17 protein-coding genes are annotated in these 18,974 nt (G+C 41.8%); 12 read left to right on the forward strand and 5 right to left on the reverse strand.

Annotated elements, in window-relative coordinates; all coding sequences use genetic code 11:
- The first annotated feature begins 61 nt into the window (after positions 1 to 61).
- The 3 genes from NR125_RS24260 to nikC all read left to right on the forward strand — a co-directional run bounded on the left by NR125_RS24260 (position 62) and on the right by nikC (position 3,711).
- Complete coding sequence (locus NR125_RS24260) at positions 62 to 1,672, forward strand: ABC transporter substrate-binding protein (RefSeq protein ID WP_009335844.1); 1,611 nt, start codon at positions 62 to 64, stop codon at positions 1,670 to 1,672.
- 119 nt (positions 1,673 to 1,791) lie between these two features.
- On the forward strand, positions 1,792 to 2,796 hold the full coding sequence (locus NR125_RS24265) for an ABC transporter permease (RefSeq protein ID WP_009335845.1): 1,005 nt from the start codon (positions 1,792 to 1,794) through the stop codon (positions 2,794 to 2,796).
- A gap of 54 nt (positions 2,797 to 2,850) precedes the next feature.
- Entirely contained in the window at positions 2,851 to 3,711 is an 861-nt protein-coding gene (nikC, locus tag NR125_RS24270; RefSeq protein WP_050807843.1) for a nickel transporter permease, read from the forward strand.
- 60 nt (positions 3,712 to 3,771) lie between these two features.
- On the opposite strand, the gene NR125_RS24275 is transcribed toward nikC, so the two are convergent.
- Complete coding sequence (locus NR125_RS24275) at positions 3,772 to 4,851, reverse strand: FUSC family protein (protein WP_009335847.1); 1,080 nt, start codon at positions 4,849 to 4,851, stop codon at positions 3,772 to 3,774.
- A gap of 218 nt (positions 4,852 to 5,069) precedes the next feature.
- On the opposite strand from NR125_RS24275, the gene NR125_RS24280 reads away from it, so the two are divergent.
- Positions 5,070 to 5,315, forward strand: coding sequence for a hypothetical protein (locus tag NR125_RS24280; RefSeq protein WP_256816273.1), 246 nt, complete (start codon positions 5,070 to 5,072; stop codon positions 5,313 to 5,315).
- A gap of 45 nt (positions 5,316 to 5,360) precedes the next feature.
- Here NR125_RS24280 and NR125_RS24285 read toward each other — a convergent pair whose 3' ends face one another.
- Together NR125_RS24285 and NR125_RS24290 are read right to left on the reverse strand one after the other, a co-directional pair.
- Complete coding sequence (locus tag NR125_RS24285; protein WP_034297723.1) at positions 5,361 to 9,833, reverse strand: glutamate synthase-related protein; 4,473 nt, start codon at positions 9,831 to 9,833, stop codon at positions 5,361 to 5,363.
- A 414-nt stretch (positions 9,834 to 10,247) separates the two neighbouring features.
- Positions 10,248 to 11,540 (reverse strand): glutamate-1-semialdehyde 2,1-aminomutase, encoded by a 1,293-nt coding sequence (locus tag NR125_RS24290; protein ID WP_009335850.1) that lies wholly within the window; start codon positions 11,538 to 11,540, stop codon positions 10,248 to 10,250.
- Between the two features lie 193 nt (positions 11,541 to 11,733).
- Here NR125_RS24290 and NR125_RS24295 point away from each other — a divergent pair, with 193 nt between their 5' ends.
- From NR125_RS24295 to bcp, 5 genes are all read left to right on the forward strand, one after another.
- A complete protein-coding gene (locus NR125_RS24295; protein ID WP_009335851.1) occupies positions 11,734 to 12,741 on the forward strand; it encodes an ABC transporter ATP-binding protein in 1,008 nt (335 codons plus the stop codon).
- A 33-nt stretch (positions 12,742 to 12,774) separates the two neighbouring features.
- Positions 12,775 to 13,566: an ABC transporter permease gene (locus NR125_RS24300; RefSeq protein ID WP_009335852.1), complete on the forward strand. Its 792-nt coding sequence runs from the start codon at positions 12,775 to 12,777 to the stop codon at positions 13,564 to 13,566.
- Between the two features lie 3 nt (positions 13,567 to 13,569).
- Positions 13,570 to 14,355: an ABC transporter permease gene (locus NR125_RS24305; RefSeq protein ID WP_009335853.1), complete on the forward strand. Its 786-nt coding sequence runs from the start codon at positions 13,570 to 13,572 to the stop codon at positions 14,353 to 14,355.
- A gap of 139 nt (positions 14,356 to 14,494) precedes the next feature.
- On the forward strand, positions 14,495 to 14,908 hold the full coding sequence (locus NR125_RS24310) for a potassium channel family protein (protein ID WP_009335854.1): 414 nt from the start codon (positions 14,495 to 14,497) through the stop codon (positions 14,906 to 14,908).
- A gap of 73 nt (positions 14,909 to 14,981) precedes the next feature.
- The gene (gene bcp / locus NR125_RS24315) at positions 14,982 to 15,452 is read left to right on the forward strand and encodes a thioredoxin-dependent thiol peroxidase (RefSeq protein WP_071155957.1); all 471 of its coding nucleotides are present in this window, start codon (positions 14,982 to 14,984) and stop codon (positions 15,450 to 15,452) included.
- 22 nt (positions 15,453 to 15,474) lie between these two features.
- Here bcp and NR125_RS24320 read toward each other — a convergent pair whose 3' ends face one another.
- Positions 15,475 to 15,675, reverse strand: a complete 201-nt coding sequence (locus NR125_RS24320; RefSeq protein WP_139266800.1) for a hypothetical protein — start codon at positions 15,673 to 15,675, stop codon at positions 15,475 to 15,477.
- Between the two features lie 386 nt (positions 15,676 to 16,061).
- On the opposite strand from NR125_RS24320, the gene NR125_RS24325 reads away from it, so the two are divergent.
- Entirely contained in the window at positions 16,062 to 16,619 is a 558-nt protein-coding gene (locus NR125_RS24325) for a cob(I)yrinic acid a,c-diamide adenosyltransferase (protein WP_034297709.1), read from the forward strand.
- Positions 16,620 to 16,727: 108 nt separating this feature from the next.
- The gene (gene perR, locus NR125_RS24330; RefSeq protein ID WP_256816276.1) at positions 16,728 to 17,165 is read left to right on the forward strand and encodes a peroxide-responsive transcriptional repressor PerR; all 438 of its coding nucleotides are present in this window, start codon (positions 16,728 to 16,730) and stop codon (positions 17,163 to 17,165) included.
- A 113-nt stretch (positions 17,166 to 17,278) separates the two neighbouring features.
- Here the strand turns inward: perR and NR125_RS24335 are convergent, their stop codons facing one another.
- A complete protein-coding gene (locus NR125_RS24335; RefSeq protein WP_009335859.1) occupies positions 17,279 to 17,635 on the reverse strand; it encodes a YgzB family protein in 357 nt (118 codons plus the stop codon).
- Between the two features lie 150 nt (positions 17,636 to 17,785).
- Between NR125_RS24335 and NR125_RS24340 the strand changes: the two genes are divergently transcribed.
- Entirely contained in the window at positions 17,786 to 18,661 is an 876-nt protein-coding gene (locus NR125_RS24340) for a nucleotidyltransferase-like protein (protein WP_071155959.1), read from the forward strand.
- Positions 18,662 to 18,974: the final 313 nt, after the last annotated feature.

The raw sequence follows: 18,974 nt of genomic DNA on the forward strand, positions 1-18,974 counted from the left end.
ACTGCATGGATGATAAATAGGTTAATAGCCGATACCGGCAAAAGAAAAAAGGGGGAAAACAATGAAAAAGCGCAATGGCATTTGGTTTCTTGTTGCAGCTTTGCTTCTGTCACTGGCTCTTGCCGGCTGCAGCAGCAACTCAAGCAGCGGAACGAAAGACGAAAAGGATAAAGAGAAAGGTACAGATACAGAAGAAACGTCTTCAGGCGGCACATTAGTATTTGGCCGAGGCGGTGACTCTACTTCGCTTGATCCCGCTATCACAACAGAAGGTGAGTCATTTAAAGTTACAAAAAACATCTATGAAACTCTGATTGAATTTGGTGAGCAGGATACAGAAATTCAGCCTGGCCTTGCTACTGAATGGGAAGCAAGTGAAGACGGGCTAAAGCATACATTAAAGCTTCGTGAAGGCGTAAAGTTCCACGATGGAACTGATTTTAATGCCGAAGCGGTTGTCTTCAACTTTGAAAGATGGAAAGCTGGAAACGCTGAACAGTTCTATTACTATAACTCTCAGTTCGGAGACAAGATCTCTGAAGTAAAAGCTGTAGATGATTACACAGTTGAATTTACTTTAAACAAGCCAATTGCACCATTCTTAAAGAACCTTGCAATGTCACCATTTGGAATTGCCAGCCCGGCTGCTATTGAAAAGCACGGTGAAAAGTTCCTTCACAACCCGGTTGGGACAGGACCATTTGTATTTAAGGAATACAAAGCAAACGATCGCATTACTCTTGTGAAAAATGAAGAATACTGGCAGGAAGGTCTTCCAAAGCTTGATGAGGTTATCTTCCGTGTTATTCCAGAAAACTCTGCGCGTCTAAATGCATTGGCTACAGGTGAAGTAGACTTAATCGATGGTGTTAACTTCAGTGATGTTGGCCAAATCGAAGGAAACCCGGACCTTCAAACTTTTGAACGTCCATCATTAAACGTAGCTTACCTTGGATTGACAAGCACCCGTGGACCATTAAAAGATAAGAAAGTCCGCCAGGCATTGAACTATGCTGTTGATAAGCAAGCTCTAATTGATGCTTTCTATGCTGGTGCAGCTGAGCCTGCGAAAAACCCAATGCCTTCAGTTGTAGCTGGCTATAACGATGATGTTGTAGATTATGAATACGATCCTGAAAAGGCTAAAGAACTTTTAAAAGAAGCAGGATATGAAAATGGATTTGAAATGGAACTATGGGCAATGCCGGTTCCTAGACCATATATGCCGGATGGACAAAAAGTGGCTGAAGCACTTCAAGCCAACTTTGATGCAATCGGTGTTAAAGCAAAAATCGTTACTTATGAGTGGGGTACTTACCTGGATAAAGCCAAGAATGGTGAAGCTGATACATTCCTATTAGGATGGACTGGCGACAATGGGGATGCTGATAACTTCCTATATGTGCTTCTTGACCAGGACAGCATCGGCTCCAACAACTACACTTACTATGAAAACCCTGAGGTGCATGAATTGCTTGTAAAGGCTCAGGCTAGTGCGGATCAGGCAGAGCGTGAAGAGCTTTACAAACAGGCTCAGGTTCTGATCAAAGAAGATGCTCCATGGATTCCGCTTGTCCACTCAAGGCCAATCCTTGCGGGCAAGGCTGATATCACAGGCTTCAAGCCGCATCCAACAGGTTCTGATTTACTGGCAACTGTAGAATTTAAATAAGATGCTTTTCAAGTGAGATAAGTATACTTCTTATATTCAAGGAAAAGGGAGTACAGTTCTGTAGCTCCCTTTTCTATTCCAACAAATTTTAGACAACCTTCAAGAGAGGTGAAATGGCAATGCTGTCCTATACACTAAAACGTTTGTTTTCCCTTATTCCAGTTTTGCTGGGGCTTTCCCTTATCGTCTTTTTTATGATTCGGGCAATTCCTGGTAATCCGGCACAGATTATCTTGGGACAATTGGCAACAAAAGAAGCAGTAGAGGAATTAACGAAGCAGCTGGGGCTTGATCAGCCTTGGTACCTTCAATATTTTACATACCTTGGCGGGCTCTTCACGGGGGACCTTGGAGAATCACTCCGTACGAAAACAGAAATTAGCCAGGAAATTTGGCCGTATCTGGCTGCAACAATTGAACTTACATTCGTTGCCATGTTAATTGCTGTTTTTATCGGTGTGAATGCCGGAATCATCAGTGCATGGTATCAGAATTCCTGGTTTGATTATGTGGCAATGGTGCTTGCACTTATTGGTGTTTCCATGCCAATCTTCTGGCTTGGTTTAATGGAGCAGTGGGCATTTGCCATTAAGCTGGACTGGCTTCCTACCTCAGGAAGGGAAGAAGTAAGAAATCCGATTACGGCCATTACGAACATATATATGATTGATACCCTCCTGCAGGGAAGAATGGATCAATTCTGGGATGTTATCAGACACTTGATTCTGCCGGCATTTGCCCTGGCGACAATTCCAATGGCGATCATTGCGAGAATTACACGTTCTACGATGCTTGAAGTAATGAGATCTGATTTTGTCAGGACGGCGAGGGCAAAAGGCTTAAGAATGTTCTGGGTCGTTTATAAGCACTCGTTAAAGAATGCCATCATTCCAGTTCTTACAATTATCGGTCTTCAAATGGGACTATTGCTTGGAGGAGCGATTTTAACAGAGACGATTTTCAGCTGGCCGGGTATCGGACGTTATATTTATGAGGCTATCAATTATCGCGACTATCCTGTTATCCAGTCAGGCATACTTGTCATTGCATTTATCTTTGTCATGATCAATCTAATTGTGGACTTGCTGTATGCAGCAATCGATCCGCGCATTAAATATAATTAAGGAGGGGGAACGGACTTGGAACTTTCAACACAAAAAGACCTTCAGCCGCCTATTATGCCAGCTGAAGAAAAAGCAGTTTCCCCCTGGGTGGAAGCATGGAGGAGCTTTAGAAAAAATAAACTGGCTTTAATTGGCACCATTATTGTATTATTTTTCATTCTTCTGGCTGTATTTGCACCGCTTATTGCGCCGCAGGGAATTAATGAGCAAATGCTGTCAAAAAGGCTTCAGGCACCATCAGGCGAGCATTGGTTTGGAACGGATGACTTCGGCAGGGATATCTTCTCAAGAGTTGTTTATGGGGCAAGGATCTCCTTATGGGTAGGGTTTCTGGCCGTAATCGGATCTATTGTAGTTGGCTGCCTTTTAGGTGTAGTAGCAGGGTATTATGGCAAATGGGTTGATACAATTATCTCCCGCATTTTCGATATCATGCTGGCTTTCCCAAGCATCTTGCTGGCCATTGCGATTGTGGCAGTGCTTGGCCCATCATTGAGAAATGCCCTGATTGCCATTGCGGTAATCAATATTCCTAACTTTGGCAGACTTATTCGTTCAAGGGTGCTGAGTGTAAAACAGGAAGAATATATAATGGCCGCAAAAGCGATCGGAATGAGCAACAGCCGGATTCTCTTCAGGCATGTGCTCCCAAATAGCATGGCTCCGATTATTGTACAGGGAACACTTGCCATCGCAACAGCAATCATTGAATGTGCTGCCCTTGGATTTCTTGGCCTTGGTGCAGAGGCGCCAAATCCTGAATGGGGAAAAATGCTTTCTGATGCTAAGGCATATCTAATACAGGCTCCATGGACGATGATTTTCCCTGGGCTTGCGATTATGCTTACGGTTCTAGGTTTTAACTTAATGGGTGATGGATTAAGGGATGCACTTGACCCAAGAATGAAGAACTAACAAAAAAAGCAGCTGAAAACAGCTGCTTTTTTCCTATGATTGTTAGTTTATATCCCCAGGCTATTCGGAGTTCTCCGGTATTGAAACCTCATTTTCCTCTTTATGATATGCTTGAAAACTGGAAATAAGCTTATCAAGGTGTTCCACATGTTCATCATAATCAACAATAGCTGATACAACTTGCATGATATGAGGGAGAATGGACTCTTCATCATGCTCATACTCTTTATGCTGAGCCAGGAAAAGGTTCACCAGTTCCTTTCTGCTCAGGCTGAAGTCGCCTTCCTCAAAAACTACATTCGGCCGGACTTTTCCAATAAATTTAAGCATGACGTGTTCATGATAATGGATAAGGATATCAAGCTGCTGCTGAACTGCATGCTGAAATTCTTCTGGCATTTGCAGCAGATCATTTTCATAGCGGTGAAGCTTTTTTAACGTTTCCAGTGAGCGTTTAACAGTCGATATCATTTGCCTATATATAACGAGTTTTCTGGATTTAACCTGATCATTGCGTTTAAAATAATTTCTTTCCTCTTTATACATTAAGTACAGCTGATCAAGCTTCACATTGCTTTCTTTCATTTTATCAATATCGTTTTTGAGCAGTTTGTGTTCAGACGCATGCCGTATATTTAGCCTGATCCATTTGGTAATTTCCTCTGTGCTATTGGATATTTTAAAGTAAAGTTTATTTTCGTATTTAGGAGGAAGAAATACAAGGTTAACGATAAAAGCCGATAATACACCAAGCATAATGGTTGAAAAACGAATAAGTGCAAACTGCAAAAAGGTATCGCCAGGTGTTTCCATAATGGCAATCAGGGTTACAAGTGACAGTCCAATCGTGTTTTCGATTTTAAGCTTTAGATTAATCGTGATAACAATAATAGCTGCCAGACCTATAATGAAGACATCGTTGCCGAATAATAGCACGAAAATCACGGCAATTACTGCACCGATCGCATTACCCTGGATCTGTTCAACAATAGATAGATAAGATCTGTAAATAGTCGGCTGAACAGCAAAGATAGCTGCAATTCCTGCAAAGATTGGAGCAGGCAGATGAAAGAGTTCCGATAATAAAAGAGCTAGAATGATTGCGATTCCCGTCTTAAGTATGCGGGCGCCAAGTTTCATACAATAAATGTCCTTTCTTTCTTTAAGATTTTTTATCTTGTGGTTCATTAAAAAGCAAGTTGAATTAAACCGTAATTACAGTAATTATACATACTTTAAACGGTTTTGCTCATTATTAAACAATATTGTACTATACAGGGATATGGAAAGAAGTTCAAGGGGCATTTTCATGAAATTTTTATTAAAAGTTGTAAAAAAGATAAAGGTGCCTAAACGATGTGAAAAGTTTAAGAGAACGGAGAATAGTGCGGCTGGCGAAGCACGGAAACAGTGATGGAAATCATGTGGTGGAATATTGCCGCTGGGGGAGCACTGAAACAGCGGAACTCAAGGAGCGTAATAGTGCCGCTTGGCGAAGTGGGGAAGTAGCGAAAGGAACTCAAGGAGCGGAACGCTGGACGAAGCACAGAAGCAGTGAAAGAAACTGGGAGTTGTGCCAAAACAGAATAAAAAAGCCAAACTAAGACTAAAAGCCCCATCCGCTGAAACGGATGGGGCTTGGTTGGTCATCACTCTGTGGAAACAGAAGGATCTGCCTGTTCTTTGACCGGAATGACTTGAACGAAGTGGTCTTCCGGATGATTAAGAAGGGAAGCAAGCTTTGAGGCTTCTTCTTCCTGGCCTTGATCGTTCAACAGTGCAACGTATTGGCCAAGCAGGTCTTTTACATCTTCCTTTCCTTTATCGGAAAGAGGAGTAACAGAGACTTTTGCTCCCTTGGCAATTCTGCGCTGGATGGCTTCTTTTGTTAAGCCCATTTCCGGCTGGTGTCTTAGGTAAACAACACCGCCTGTCATTCCTGCGCAGATCCATGGACCAGCATCACCCAGAACCAGGCCTCGGCCATTAGTCATATACTCAAAGGCAAACCCTTTAATATTTGCATTTGAACCGATATTGCCGTATTCCTTTTCAGGCAGCGGCTTTTGCAGCTGGCCGCCGATAATCATGTCTGCTCCAGATAATCTGATTCCGGCACGGGCGTCAGCATTTCCTTGTGCCACAAGCAAACCTTGCTGAGCGCCATAACCAAAGCCTTTACCAACAGAGCCATTATAAAACTTACCATTCTTGCCTTTTGCTTTAAAGATTTTAATTTGTCCGCCGAAAGAAGTTTTTCCGATGCCATCCTGTGCTCCTCCAGCAACTTCGATGTTGATGCCGAAACTGTTGTAAGCTCCAAGGCCATTGCCCGGGATGGATCCGCCTTTGTATTTCAAATCAACTTGCGGAAGAGTTTTATAAGAACCGTCGAGTCTGTCTCTTACACGGTGGCAGGATACTCGGCTTCCCAGTACTCGCTGCTCGGAAGTGATGCTATGGAACTCACGTGACTGATGTAATTCTTCCACACTTGCATCAAGATACTCTGCTCCAACAGCCACCTGCAGCTGGGCTTCCTTTAGTGCTTCAGGTGTTTCCTGGACTGAGAATTGGCCGATTTCAAGTGTTTTCAGAAGGTGAGTCAGATCAAGCTGATCCTGGCCCTTAATCTGTACAAGCAGGTCAGAACGCCCTACTGCATCCTGCAGGTTTTTTACACCAATTGAAGCTGCCAGTGCTTTCAGTTCGTTGCCAAAAGCAGTAAACAGGTTCATGATGCCTTGGACAGCAAGGTCGAATTGACGAGGAACAAACCTTCTTAAACCATGTTCCTTCGCCTGTGCTTCTGAATCAATTTGTGTTGCAATACCAACATGGCAAGTATCAAGATGGCAGCCGCGGCATGTTGTACAGCCGATAGCAAGCATGGAAAGTGTACCAAAGCCTACACGGTTAGCACCTAGCAGCATAACCTTCAATACGTCTGCTGCACTCTTGATTCCGCCATCAGCCCAAAGCTCCACATTATCGCGGATTCCTGCTTCCAGCAGGGCATTGTGGGCTGCCTTAACACCAATTTCAACCGGAAGGCCTACATGCTGCAAGGCATGAATTCTTGCTGCCCCTGTACCTCCGTCAAAACCGCTCAGTGTGATTATATCGGCACCAGCTTTTGCAATCCCGACTGCAATGGTTCCAATATTCGGCACAACTGGCACCTTTACCGCAACTTTAGCTTTGTCATTGGCTGTTTTAAGCTCGTGAATCATCTGTGCCAAATCTTCAATCGAGTAGATGTCATGATTGTTGGAAGGTGAAATCAAATCCGATCCAATTGTTGCATTACGTGCCTCGGCAATTTTTGCAGTTACCTTGGATCCAGGAAGGTGACCTCCTTCACCAGGCTTTGCACCCTGCCCTATTTTTATTTCCAGCAGGTTGGATGAATTAAGGAGCTCGGCATTAACACCGAAGCGTCCTGATGCCACTTGTTGTCCGCGGGTTCTCGGATATTTTCCAAGCATATCCTTGATTTCTCCGCCTTCGCCATTCAGGCTGACCATGTTCAAGCGGTCAGCACCTTCAGCATAGGCTCTGAAGGCTGTTTCATTCTGAGATCCAAATGACATGGAGGAAATGACAAATGGCAGGTCATGCTCGCCCACATGCAGGCTGATATCCTCAGGATTTAAATGAGAAGCAGTTTCCTTAAATCCGGTTAAATGACGGATTGTTGTTGGATTCTGGTCTTCCTGTTCTGTGATTTTTTCCTTATATGCATTGTAGTCACCAGTTGAGGCAACTTCGCCGATCGCTTTCCAGATTCGGGGGAAAAGGCTGAATGTTTTTCCGATCCGTTCTTTTTCATTCTGGTAATCTTCTGCTCTTGCAAATGCATCTTCCTTTAAAGCACTAAAGCTAAATGAAAGCTCCTTAGATCCGAAGAAATTCACTATATTCAGGTATTCGGCTAATTCTTCGTGAAGACCAATGGCAGAGAATAAACGTCCATAGCCTCTTAATTCATGAATGCCGATTGTTGAAATGACTTTTTCCAGTCCTTTAGTCAGAGCTGAATATAAATTCTTCAGCGGTGTTTCAGATTCGCCAAGAACTGTCATAAACATATAGTAAGGACTTATAATATCAGCGCCTAAACCGAATGCTGTGATGATATCATGAAGCGATCTGATTGAAGCTGAGCGCAGCAATAGGGAACATTCACGGCGCACAGCCTCTTTTACAAGAGCTTGATCGATCGCAGAGACCGCAAGGTGCGGATCAATCCAGTAAGCGTTCTCCTGATGAGCATTGGCGTCGTCTAGTACAAGCAGGGTTTTGCCATTTTTGACAGCATCAACTGCTTCTGCAGATAAACGGTCTAAAGCTTCTTTTACCGTTTCATCTTTCGTAAATGTGGTAGACAAATAAGATATCAGCTTTTGTTCCTGATAGAAGCAGGTTACCTGATCGTAGCTCGGCTGATTAAGTTCAACGGAACATTCAAAGCCTGCTTTGCCTTCTATTAAAATAGGAGTCTGCAATTCAATTACGGCCCCTGGCTCCTGTTTTTCAAATAAAGAAGGACGCTGGCCGATAATCGTGCGGGTTGAGAAATGCTCAGTTTCCCGGTCACGGTCAATGGCAGGGTTTGTAACGACAGCAACACTTTCCTTAATAAAATCTGCGATGTTTTTCCGCTGAGGATTTAGTGCTGCTAAAGGGGAGTCGTGTCCAAGAGAACGAATTGGCTCCGCTCCTTTTTCTGCCATTTGCTCTACCAGCTGGACATGGTCTCTCTCCCAGCCGAAAGCTTTATACTGCCCGTTATGAATCTTATCCGGATAGTTTACAGAGACGGTTTTCTCCAGTTTAGGAGATTGCAGGCGAATCCGGAAGTTATCAGTGTTCACACGCTTTGAAAATCTGTCAAAAACTTCAGCCTGATAATGGCTGTGTTCGTATACTGCAAGTGTATCTCCGTCCCATTTTAAACCAACCTTTTCACCCGGTGAAAGCGGCTTAGGTTCATTTACATATTCACTGGATGGGATGATACCAGGCTCAGAAGAGAACAGATAAGAACTTTCAGTTTCCAGCATCCAAAGCGGGCGGAGACCCAGCGCATCGACACTGAAAACAGCTTCATCGGCAAAACGGGAAATAATTCCTGCTGGACCTTGAGCAAAATGTCCCCATGCTTCACGGATATAGGCGTACATATCCTGAAGGTGATCAGGGTATGATTTGATTTCATTCACGATAGGCGGGAACATAACATCCATTGCTTCAAACAGGGTAAAGCCATCCCTGCAGATAAATGTTTCAAGTGTTCTGCTCAAATCCTGAGAATCACTGCCGTCTTTTACAAGTGGAACGCCAACCATTTTGGCTTCATCCCTAAGCTTGGCAATCGTGTTGATTTCTCCGTTATGTCCTAACACACTAAAAGGCTGCACGCGGAAAAAGCTTGATAATGTGTTAGTGGAATAGCGATTGTGCCCAAGCGTCATTGTTGAAGCAACAAGCGGGCTTGCTAAATCATGATAGTATTTAGGCAGAATGTCTCCCGCTCCCATTACTTTGTATACAGCATGATGCTGGCTAAGGGAAGCGACATGAACATGTTCGTCTTCTTCAAAGTCAACAATCAATTCAAAGAGCTTCTTGGAAAGCTCTCCGCCAGTCTCCTCTGCTAAACAGGCAAACTGCCAGAATACAGGATTCTCCTGAATGGCAATGGGACCTAAAGCTGAGGACTCGGTTACTTCATCAGATGCATAAATAACCATTAGATTTGCGTCAGCAAGCTTTTGCAGCAAAATGGCTTTAAGTGATTCAGTATCCTGCTTTCTGGACATGAACACATGTCCAACGACAAATCCTTCCTTTTCTGCTGCTTTAGGATCTGCTCCTGCTTGTTTTAACTTTTCTTTCCATAGCTCTCTTGGGATATCAATATGAATCCCTACGCCGTCGCCTTCTCCATTTATAAAACCGGCACGGTGATTCATCGTAACGAGTGCATTGATACAGCTGAAAATATTCTCGCGGGTTGGGACTTTCTTTTTCTCCATTGCAGAAACAATGCCGCACGCATCGTGCTCCTGGCGGTGAAACTCTTTAAAAAGTGAAGGACTCCATTGCTGTAATGTCATAAAATTCGGCTGAAAATAAGGCTGTGCCTTAAAGCCGTTCACCTCCTGAAAAATAGTAATCTATAAAAATTTAGTGTTTACGGGTTTTAAATGAGGCTGCTGCAAAGTTAATCTTGTTTTGAAAGGATAAATGCATAGGCATTTATTAAATGAATAGTTCGATTATTCGGGACAGTCTAATAATATATTAAACTCTTTATGCCAGCGAAATCCGCTCTTACACAAAAGATTTCTCCCATCATATCATATGAATTTTCAGAAATCAATTATTTATACAAAAAGTTGGATATGATTAGAAGGGGGACATTAGTTTGTGTATAAAAAATCGCCTTGTTTGTAAACGTTTTCATTACTGGAGTTAAAGAAAACGGAAGCATTTCTGCTCCCGTTAATGTATAAAAATATGAATATTTATTAGCCTTTTAATTGCTGAAATGCGTTTTGAACCGCATGAATTGTTGCGTGGATATCTTCCTCGGTATGCGCAATTGTCATAAACCATGCTTCATATTTTGATGGAGCCAGGTTTATTCCCTGATTGAGCATCAGCTTGAAGAATTTTGCAAACATTTCTCCATCTGTATTTTCCGCCTGTTCATAATTCACAACTTTTTCTTCCGTAAAGTAGATTGTCAGGGCGCCTTTTAATCGGTTAATTGTTATGGGAATGTTATGCTCTTCAGCAGCTGCACTAATGCCTTTTTCAAGCAATTCGCCAAGCCGGTCCAGATATTCATAGACACCAGGCTGTTTCAATACTTCGAGACATGCAATTCCTGACAGAATCGAAGCTGGATTACCAGCCATTGTACCTGCTTGATATGCAGGACCTAACGGAGCTACTGTTTCCATGATTTCCTTCTTCCCGCCATACGCACCGATTGGAAGGCCGCCGCCTATGATTTTCCCCATAGCTGTCAAGTCTGGTTTTACCCCTAGCAGGTCTTGGGCACCGCCATACATAAACCGGAATGCTGTGATGACTTCATCATAAATGACTAGTGCCCCGGCTGCATGTGTTAATTCATTAATCTGTTCCAAAAAACCTGGTTTGGGTTCAACAATTCCAAAGTTGCCGACAATCGGTTCCACCAGGACGGCAGCGATTTGGTCGCCCCATTTTTCCAGCGCTTCCTTATATGGTTCGATTTCATTGAAAGGAACTGTGATCACTTCCTGGGCAATGCTCTTTGGAACCCCGGCAGAGTCAGGAGTTCCAAGTGTTGACGGCCCTGACCCTGCAGCAACCAGTACAAGATCGGAATGGCCGTGATAGCAGCCTGCAAACTTAATGATTTTGTCCCTGCCCGTATAGGCTCTTGCAACACGGATCGTGGTCATGACCGCTTCAGTTCCTGAGTTCACAAAGCGGACTTTATCCAAATTAGGCATTGCTTCCTTTAGCATTTCTGCGAATTTCACTTCATGTGGTGTAGGAGTTCCATATAATACTCCGCGCTCAGCTGCTGTTTTTATTGCTTCTGTAATATGGGGGTGGGCATGCCCGGTAATGATGGGACCGTATGCAGCCAGATAATCAATATATTGATTTCCGTCCACATCCCAGAAATAAGCGCCCTGTGCACGTTCCATTGCAACCGGCGAGCCGCCTCCAACTGCTTTATAGGAGCGGGAAGGACTGTTCACCCCGCCGACAATATGTTCTAAAGCCTGTTTATGCAGCCGTTCAGAATTAGTAAATTGCATGTTAATCCTCCTGATAAAATCCAATTATACGTTCATCATTATTTTAACATGTTTGGAAGGGGCTTCGTCCAATCTAAGGGGAAGGCGGACTATTCTGTATTTTAGAAAGCGGAAATGGAGCAATCTAGTTGTGAAGAATGCGCTGTTTGTCTAAACTATTTCATTAGGGCATTAATTGGCAGGAGGAGTAATGATGAATGATGCAATAACAGTACGCAACTTAAAGAAGGAGTTTAAAGCATATTCAAGCCGCTCAGGATTAAAAGGTGCTTTTCGTGATTTGCTTACAAGGAATTATAAGATTGTGCCAGCGGTTAACAATATCAGTTTTAATGTAAAGCAAGGGGAGATGGTTGGGTATATTGGTGAAAATGGGGCGGGGAAATCAACCACCATAAAAATGCTGACAGGGATTCTAACCCCAACCAGCGGTGAAGTGATTGTGAATGGAATGAACCCTCATAAAGACCGTGAAAAATTCGTCAGCACGATTGGAGTTGTCTTCGGCCAGAGATCTCAGCTTTGGTGGGATATTGCTGTACAGGAATCCTTCAGGCTGCTCAAGAAGGTGTACAAGGTTACTGATGAGCAATACGACAGCCATATGGCGCATGTTATCAAAACCTTAGATATTGAACCTTTGCTCGATAAACCGGTCCGGAAGCTCTCACTCGGGCAGAGAATGAGGTGTGAGCTGGCAGCAGCACTCATCCATAATCCTCCGCTGCTGTTTTTAGACGAGCCCACTATTGGGCTAGATGTGCTTGTAAAATTGAAAATCAGGGAGTTCTTAAAGGAAATAAATGAAAAATATAATACAACTATTCTCCTGACCACTCATGATCTTTCGGATATTGAGGCGTTATGCGAACGAGTTGTTATGTTAGATGACGGTAAAATCATTTATGATGGAGCATTAAAAAGCCTGAAGGAAAAATGGGGAGAAGGGAAGGAAATAGAATTTCAATTTCTTGAAGAAGTGGGCCTTGCTGATTTAAACAAGATTACGGCATCATCTGAAGTAAAATGGGAAAAGGATGAGAAAGAAGCGATCTTTACCGCCTTTGTGGAGGATAATGATGAACTGATTTCCCTGCTTATCGCTAAAGTCGTGGCGGATTTGAAAGTGAAAGACATCAATATTAAAGAAACTTCAACAGAGGAAATAATTAGAAATATTTATGACCGGGGGATCTCTTAATGAAAGGATTTATTTATAACCGGGGGTGTTCCTGTGGATAAATATATAGAAATGATTCGGATCCGCTTTTTGATGATGCTTGCCTACCGGACGAATTACTATACAGGCATTCTGATATACAGTATTAATATTGGCGCTTACTATTTCCTGTGGAGCGCCATTTATGGAGAAAAAGATGCGATTGAGGGAATGTCTGTGATCCAGATGTCGACATATGTGGCTGTAGCGTGGATGGCAAGGGCATTTTACTTTAATAATATAGACAGGGAAATGGCTGCTGAGATTAAAGAAGGAAAAGTAGCGGTGGAACTGATCCGCCCATATAATTATTTGGGCATGAAAACGATGCAGGGATTGGGTGAAGGGATATTCCGTCTCTTCTTTTTCTCGGTTCCGGGAATGGCAATTGTCTCGTTCATTTTTCCGCTCCAATTTTCTGCGGATTGGACTACCTGGATTTTCTTTGCGGTATCGATTTTATTAAGTTTTCTTATAAATACGCAAATTAATTTATTGACAGGTATTACCACTTTCTTCTTATTTAATAATACTGGGCTTATCCGGGCGAAAAGAGTTGTGATTGATCTCTTTTCCGGTCTTCTGATTCCTATCAGCTTTTTTCCGGTCTGGGCACAGGATATATTAAGATTTCTGCCCTTTCAGGGTATTAGCTATGTGCCGAGCATGATCTTTACAAATAGCTTTTCAAATAACGAAGCTATACAAGCTATCATTATGCAGGGGATCTGGGTTCTTATTCTGATAATGCCAATTCAGGTTCTGTGGATCATAGCGAAAAAACAGCTCATTATTCAAGGAGGGTGACAGATGTTTTATATAGCCATTTTCTTTCAATATGTCGCCCAATATATGAAAACAAGAATGCAGTACCGTGCAGATTTATTTGTAGAGATCCTTTCAGATCTATTATTTCAGGCAGTCAATTTAATTTTTATCTTAGTCGTCTTTGGCCATACAACTCTCCTTGGGGGCTGGACAAGGGATGAAATTATCTTTATTTACGGATTTTTCCTTGTGCCCTATGCACTGTTTTCATCATTCTTTAATATTTGGGATTTTAATGAGAGATATATTGTAAAAGGAGAACTCGATAGGATTTTGACCCGGCCGATCCATAGTCTGTTCCAAATCGTTTTAGAACGGATGGAACTTGAATCTCTTTTTGGGGCTGTTACTGGAATTGCGGTTATGATTTACGCCGGAAACAGTCTTGGTTTAGAGATATCCTGGACAGATCCATTCTTATTCTTCTTATTTGTGATAGGTGGAATGCTTGTGTACGGTGGCATCTTTGTCATGATTGCCTGCATCAGCTTTTGGGCGGATGCCAGAACATCAATCATGCCGATGATGTACAACATCGGGAATTATGGCAGGTATCCGGTTGATATTTATAATAGTGTCATACGCTTCGTCCTAACCTGGGTGCTTCCGTTTGCCTTTGTTGGTGTATATCCAGCTTCATACTTTTTGGGGAAAGAGGAATGGTTTTTGTATTCCTTTTTAACGCCTGTAATCGGTATAGTATTCTTTAGCATTTCGATTCTGGCTTGGAATTCAGGTGTTAAGCGCTATCGCGGTGCGGGCAATTAAAGACGGGTTAAATCCCTGGCTTTTTTTATGGGAGGAAATTCTGAGTATAAGCAGAAAGACGTTTCAGAGACAGGCTGTCATACAGGACTGGCTATAAGCGTATAAATGAATTGATAAGCATTTCGAAATGAGGTGCAGTATGGCATTTTATTTATCGCTGATTTTAATCGTGCTGTGTATGATCATGAGTCTGCAGACTCTTTTCTCATCCGCCAAGATAAAGGGAAGATGGGTTTCTGTGGAGAATTTCCTTTATCTGATAAGTTTGTATGCAACGATTATGATTGGGTTTGGCCTTATATATATATGGCTTGATTTACATGGGCTGGTGGTTTTAATGGACGGCACTGACTATATGGAAACTGGTTTCCTCGAGAGACTGGAGACGGGTTTCTATTTTAGTGCGGTAACACTTTTTTCAGTTGGGTATGGAGATATCAGTCCTGTTGGTATAGGCAGGCTTATTGCCGTACTGGAAGCGTTAATCGGTTATGTGATCCCGGCAGCATTTGTTGCCAGGGTAGTATTTGATGCAGGTGACCGGGTTTCATAATGCTATCAGTTGTTTTTGACCACAAAGTTGGATAGGCTTAGAGTAAGAAACCTATTCAACAGGAGGAATTAAAATGGCAATTGATATCGGTAAAGCAGCTCCGGATTTTGAGCTCGAGGCCAGTAATGGTGAAAAGGTAAAGTTATCAGATTACCGCGGGAAAAATATTGTTCTTTATTTTTACCCGAAAGACATGACGCCTGGCTGCACAACCCAGGCATGTGATTTCAGGGACAATCATGATAATTTTGCAGATGTGAATGCTGTCGTTTTGGGAATAAGCCCCGATCCGCTCAGCAGGCATGAGAAGTTTATTGAAAAGCATGGATTGCCTTTCCTGCTGCTTGCGGATGAGGAGCATAAAGCGGCAGATGCCTATGATGTCTGGAAACTGAAAAAGAACTTCGGGAAAGAATACATGGGAATTGAACGTTCCACTTTTATTATTGACAAGGAAGGCAAACTGGTTAAAGAGTGGCGCAAGGTTAAGGTAAAAGGGCATGTCGAGGAGACACTGGAATATATAAAGGAGAATTTGTCCTAGCCGCAAATGGGTTGCCTATTTTTTAACGGAACAAGGCTTTTGTCCATTCCGAAGAACAAGTTTTGCATATCATTTTATTAGGGCATACCTCCTCAGATACTTTTTCGAAACGGACCTGAACAGGTTCGTTTTTTTTATGTTTATTATTTTTGCCAAGCGGCATGGGGTGAAACGGTGAATTAAAATAAGATGGAGTGGTAGTTATGAAAATTGTTTCTTCCATTTTGCCTCCCCCAAGAGCTGCAGGAAGAGGCAATACTGGATTTTCCTTAAGGGGATTTTCTATTTATTGACGGATTTGAAGCTGCGGGGAATCCTTTATGATGCTAAGTATTTATTACACATGGGTAAGAATTAATAAGATAAAAAAATTAAAGTGGATTATGGTGATGTCATCAGGAATAGATGAAATGCATTTCAAAACATGCAATGGGAATGAAATTCTTATGGCTGAGTTTACGCTTGGTACTTTGTTAGGGCATGTTAAATAAACTGCCGGCTGAAAATGAAAAGGTCCAAGTCTGGTTAAATTTTTAAGCATAACCTTCATACATATATATAAAATAACAAAGATTATTAATGCGATCGATTTTGAAAGAGGGTATTAAGATGAGGATTTATACAAAAACGGGAGATAAGGGGACAACGTCATTAATATACGGGCAGAGAGTCAGTAAAAATGACATTCGCGTTGAGGCATACGGTGCATGTGATGAGGCTAATTCTATGATTGGAATGGCCTTAAGCCATTTAAGAAGTGAGTATTTCAGCGGAAAAGAAAAAGTGGAGCAGGTGTTTCATAAAGTGCAGACAGACCTGTTTCATGCAGGAGCAGAGCTGGCAACGCCTGCAGGAAAAGAAGTTAAATGGACGATAAAGCAAGAGGATATCACCTTCATGGAAAAGCAAATTGATGAGTGGGAAGCTGACCTTGGAGCGCTTAATAACTTTATATTACCCGGCGGTCACCCTTCGGGAGCTGCATTCCATGTAGCTAGAACGGTGGTGAGAAGAGCGGAACGATGTGCGGTCTCGCTCGGTGAAGAAGTGAATCCGATCGTTTTAGTTTATCTGAACCGATTGTCAGATCTGCTGTTTGTTGCTGCCCGGTTTGTCAATCACCATTTAGGCTCCGGTGAGCAATCGCTTCACGCTGAAAAGAGTTGATTCCCTCTATTAAGGAGTTTGTAATATTGACAAATGTGGTAAAAAATTAGTACACTATTTATAAAGATTATAAAGTAAGAATATTTGTTGGAAAAGAGGTGCATGGCGGTGGCGCATATGGAATTAAAAGAGGCGCTGGATACTTTAAAAGATACTGGAGTCCGTATCACTCCGCAGCGTCATGTGATACTTGAATATTTAATAAACTCCATGTCACACCCTACTGCTGACGATATATACAAAGCATTAGAGGGTAAATTTCCAAATATGAGTGTGGCAACAGTTTACAATAATTTACGAGTATTCCGTGAGGTTGGCCTGGTAAAGGAACTGACATATGGTGACGCATCTAGCCGCTTCGATTTTGTAACCACTCATCATTATCATGTCATTTGTGAAAGCTGCGGCAAGATTGTAGACTTCCACTATCCTGGTCTTGATGAAGTAGAGCACCTTGCTTCACATGTTACAGGTTTTAAAATCAGCCATCATAGAATGGAGATTTACGGAACGTGTCCGGATTGTGCAAGTAAAGAAGCTCACTAATAAATTATTTAAAGCTGCCGGCTGTGTGCTGTCAGCTTTTTATTTTTCCATAAAAAAACCGGCTTTCAGTTAGCCGGTCATTCTTAAAACTTGAATATGAAGCAAGAGATAAATCAGCTCTGCTTCGTATTTTTTTTGTTGTATTTTTCATCAAATTCAACGCCCTCAAGTTTTGGATCGAGCGTTAAAGGTTCATTACAGTACATGCACATATCAACTCGGCCAAGCATCTTTGTATGTTTTCCACAATTTGGGCAAACCACCTGCACGGTTTTTGTTGAAAGCATGCCGATCCAAAAATATACACCGGTGCTAGCAAGAATGCAGAGCATTCCAAGAAGCATAAATATTGTCATGAGAAGAGCGGAATTCCTAAAGAATATTCCGAGATACATAACGATAAATCCGATAAAAATTAAACTAAGGGCAAATGTACGAATCTTATTGATTTTATTTGAGTACTTAGCCATTCTGCTCCCTCCTAAAAACTAACTATACCATACTCCTTTTGCGTAAATAAATATTAATATAGAATGGTGTCGAAAAATGTCTCACATTTAGGAAGGATTTCATTTATAATTGTCGAAGATATACGCTATCAATAAAATGGAGGAATTATGATGGAAGATATTCTCCGTCCTATATATCAAGAACGGGCAAGCCAGACGAACACTCTTGGCGTGATTATGACCGAAAAACTGCAAAAAGCTATTCCTGCTACTGATACATTTGATGCTGTACTGCTGATCCTTGTAGAGGAAGCAGATGAACCTGTGTTTGTTAAACATTACACATATAAAGATAAAAAAGCTGCTCTTCATATTGTGACAGACAAGCAGCTTCGCGAATGGATCCTGCTGGGGTCGAACCGAAAGATCTTTGATTGGCTCTATAATGGGAAAGTTTTATTCGATCGAAATGAATATATTCATAACCTGAAGGTGGAATTAAGAGAATTTCCGTTCTATGGGCGAAAATTAAAAATGGGTCTTGAGTTTGCCAAGCTGATCAGAAGATATATGGATGGCAAAGCTTTTTTTGAAAATCGCCATTATTTTGATGCCTATAACCATATTGTTCATTCCCTTCATCACCTAGCCAGGCTGGCTGTTATTGAAAATGGATTCCATCCTGAGGTAACTGTCTGGAACCAGGTAAAGCAAATTGAACCTGAAATAATGAAGCTATATGAAGAATTGGTGAATAGCCAGGAGCCTCTTGAAAAAAGACTGGAGCTTCTGTTTCTTGCAAGTGAATTTTTAATTCATTCAAGAACTAAGCAAGGAATCAGCCATCTTGCAGATGTGCTTGCTGAGAAAGATGAATGGTCCATCCACGATATTATGAACCATGAAGAGCTTTATCTATATGCAGTTGACTTAAGCATGCTTCTTGAGTATTTGATTGATAAGCATTTTATCGAAACAGTAAATGTTGAAACAAAAGGGCAAGGAATTTATCACAGGTATTACAAACTCAAAAAAAAATTATCGTAAAAAAACTTTAAAAGTTATTGACCTTTATTTAAATCCTTGTTATATTTATATCCGTCGCTGCGATATGAATGAAAAACATTTTCACAGACGACGGATAACTTATAAAAAAAAGTGTTGACAACTAAATTCAACACATGTTATATTGATAAAGTCGCTTCTGAGCGATTAGGTAAAATATAACAAAGAGAAATTGGTCTTTGAAAACTGAACGAACAAAAACGTCAACGTTAATTCTTTAGTCTTTTTTGAAAAGACAACTTATGAGCTTAATCAACTCTTATATGGAGAGTTTGATCCTGGCTCAGGACGAACG

Source organism: Cytobacillus sp. Bac17, assembly GCF_024519925.1.
Taxonomy (GTDB): Bacteria; Bacillota; Bacilli; order Bacillales; family Cytobacillaceae; genus Cytobacillus; species Cytobacillus pseudoceanisediminis.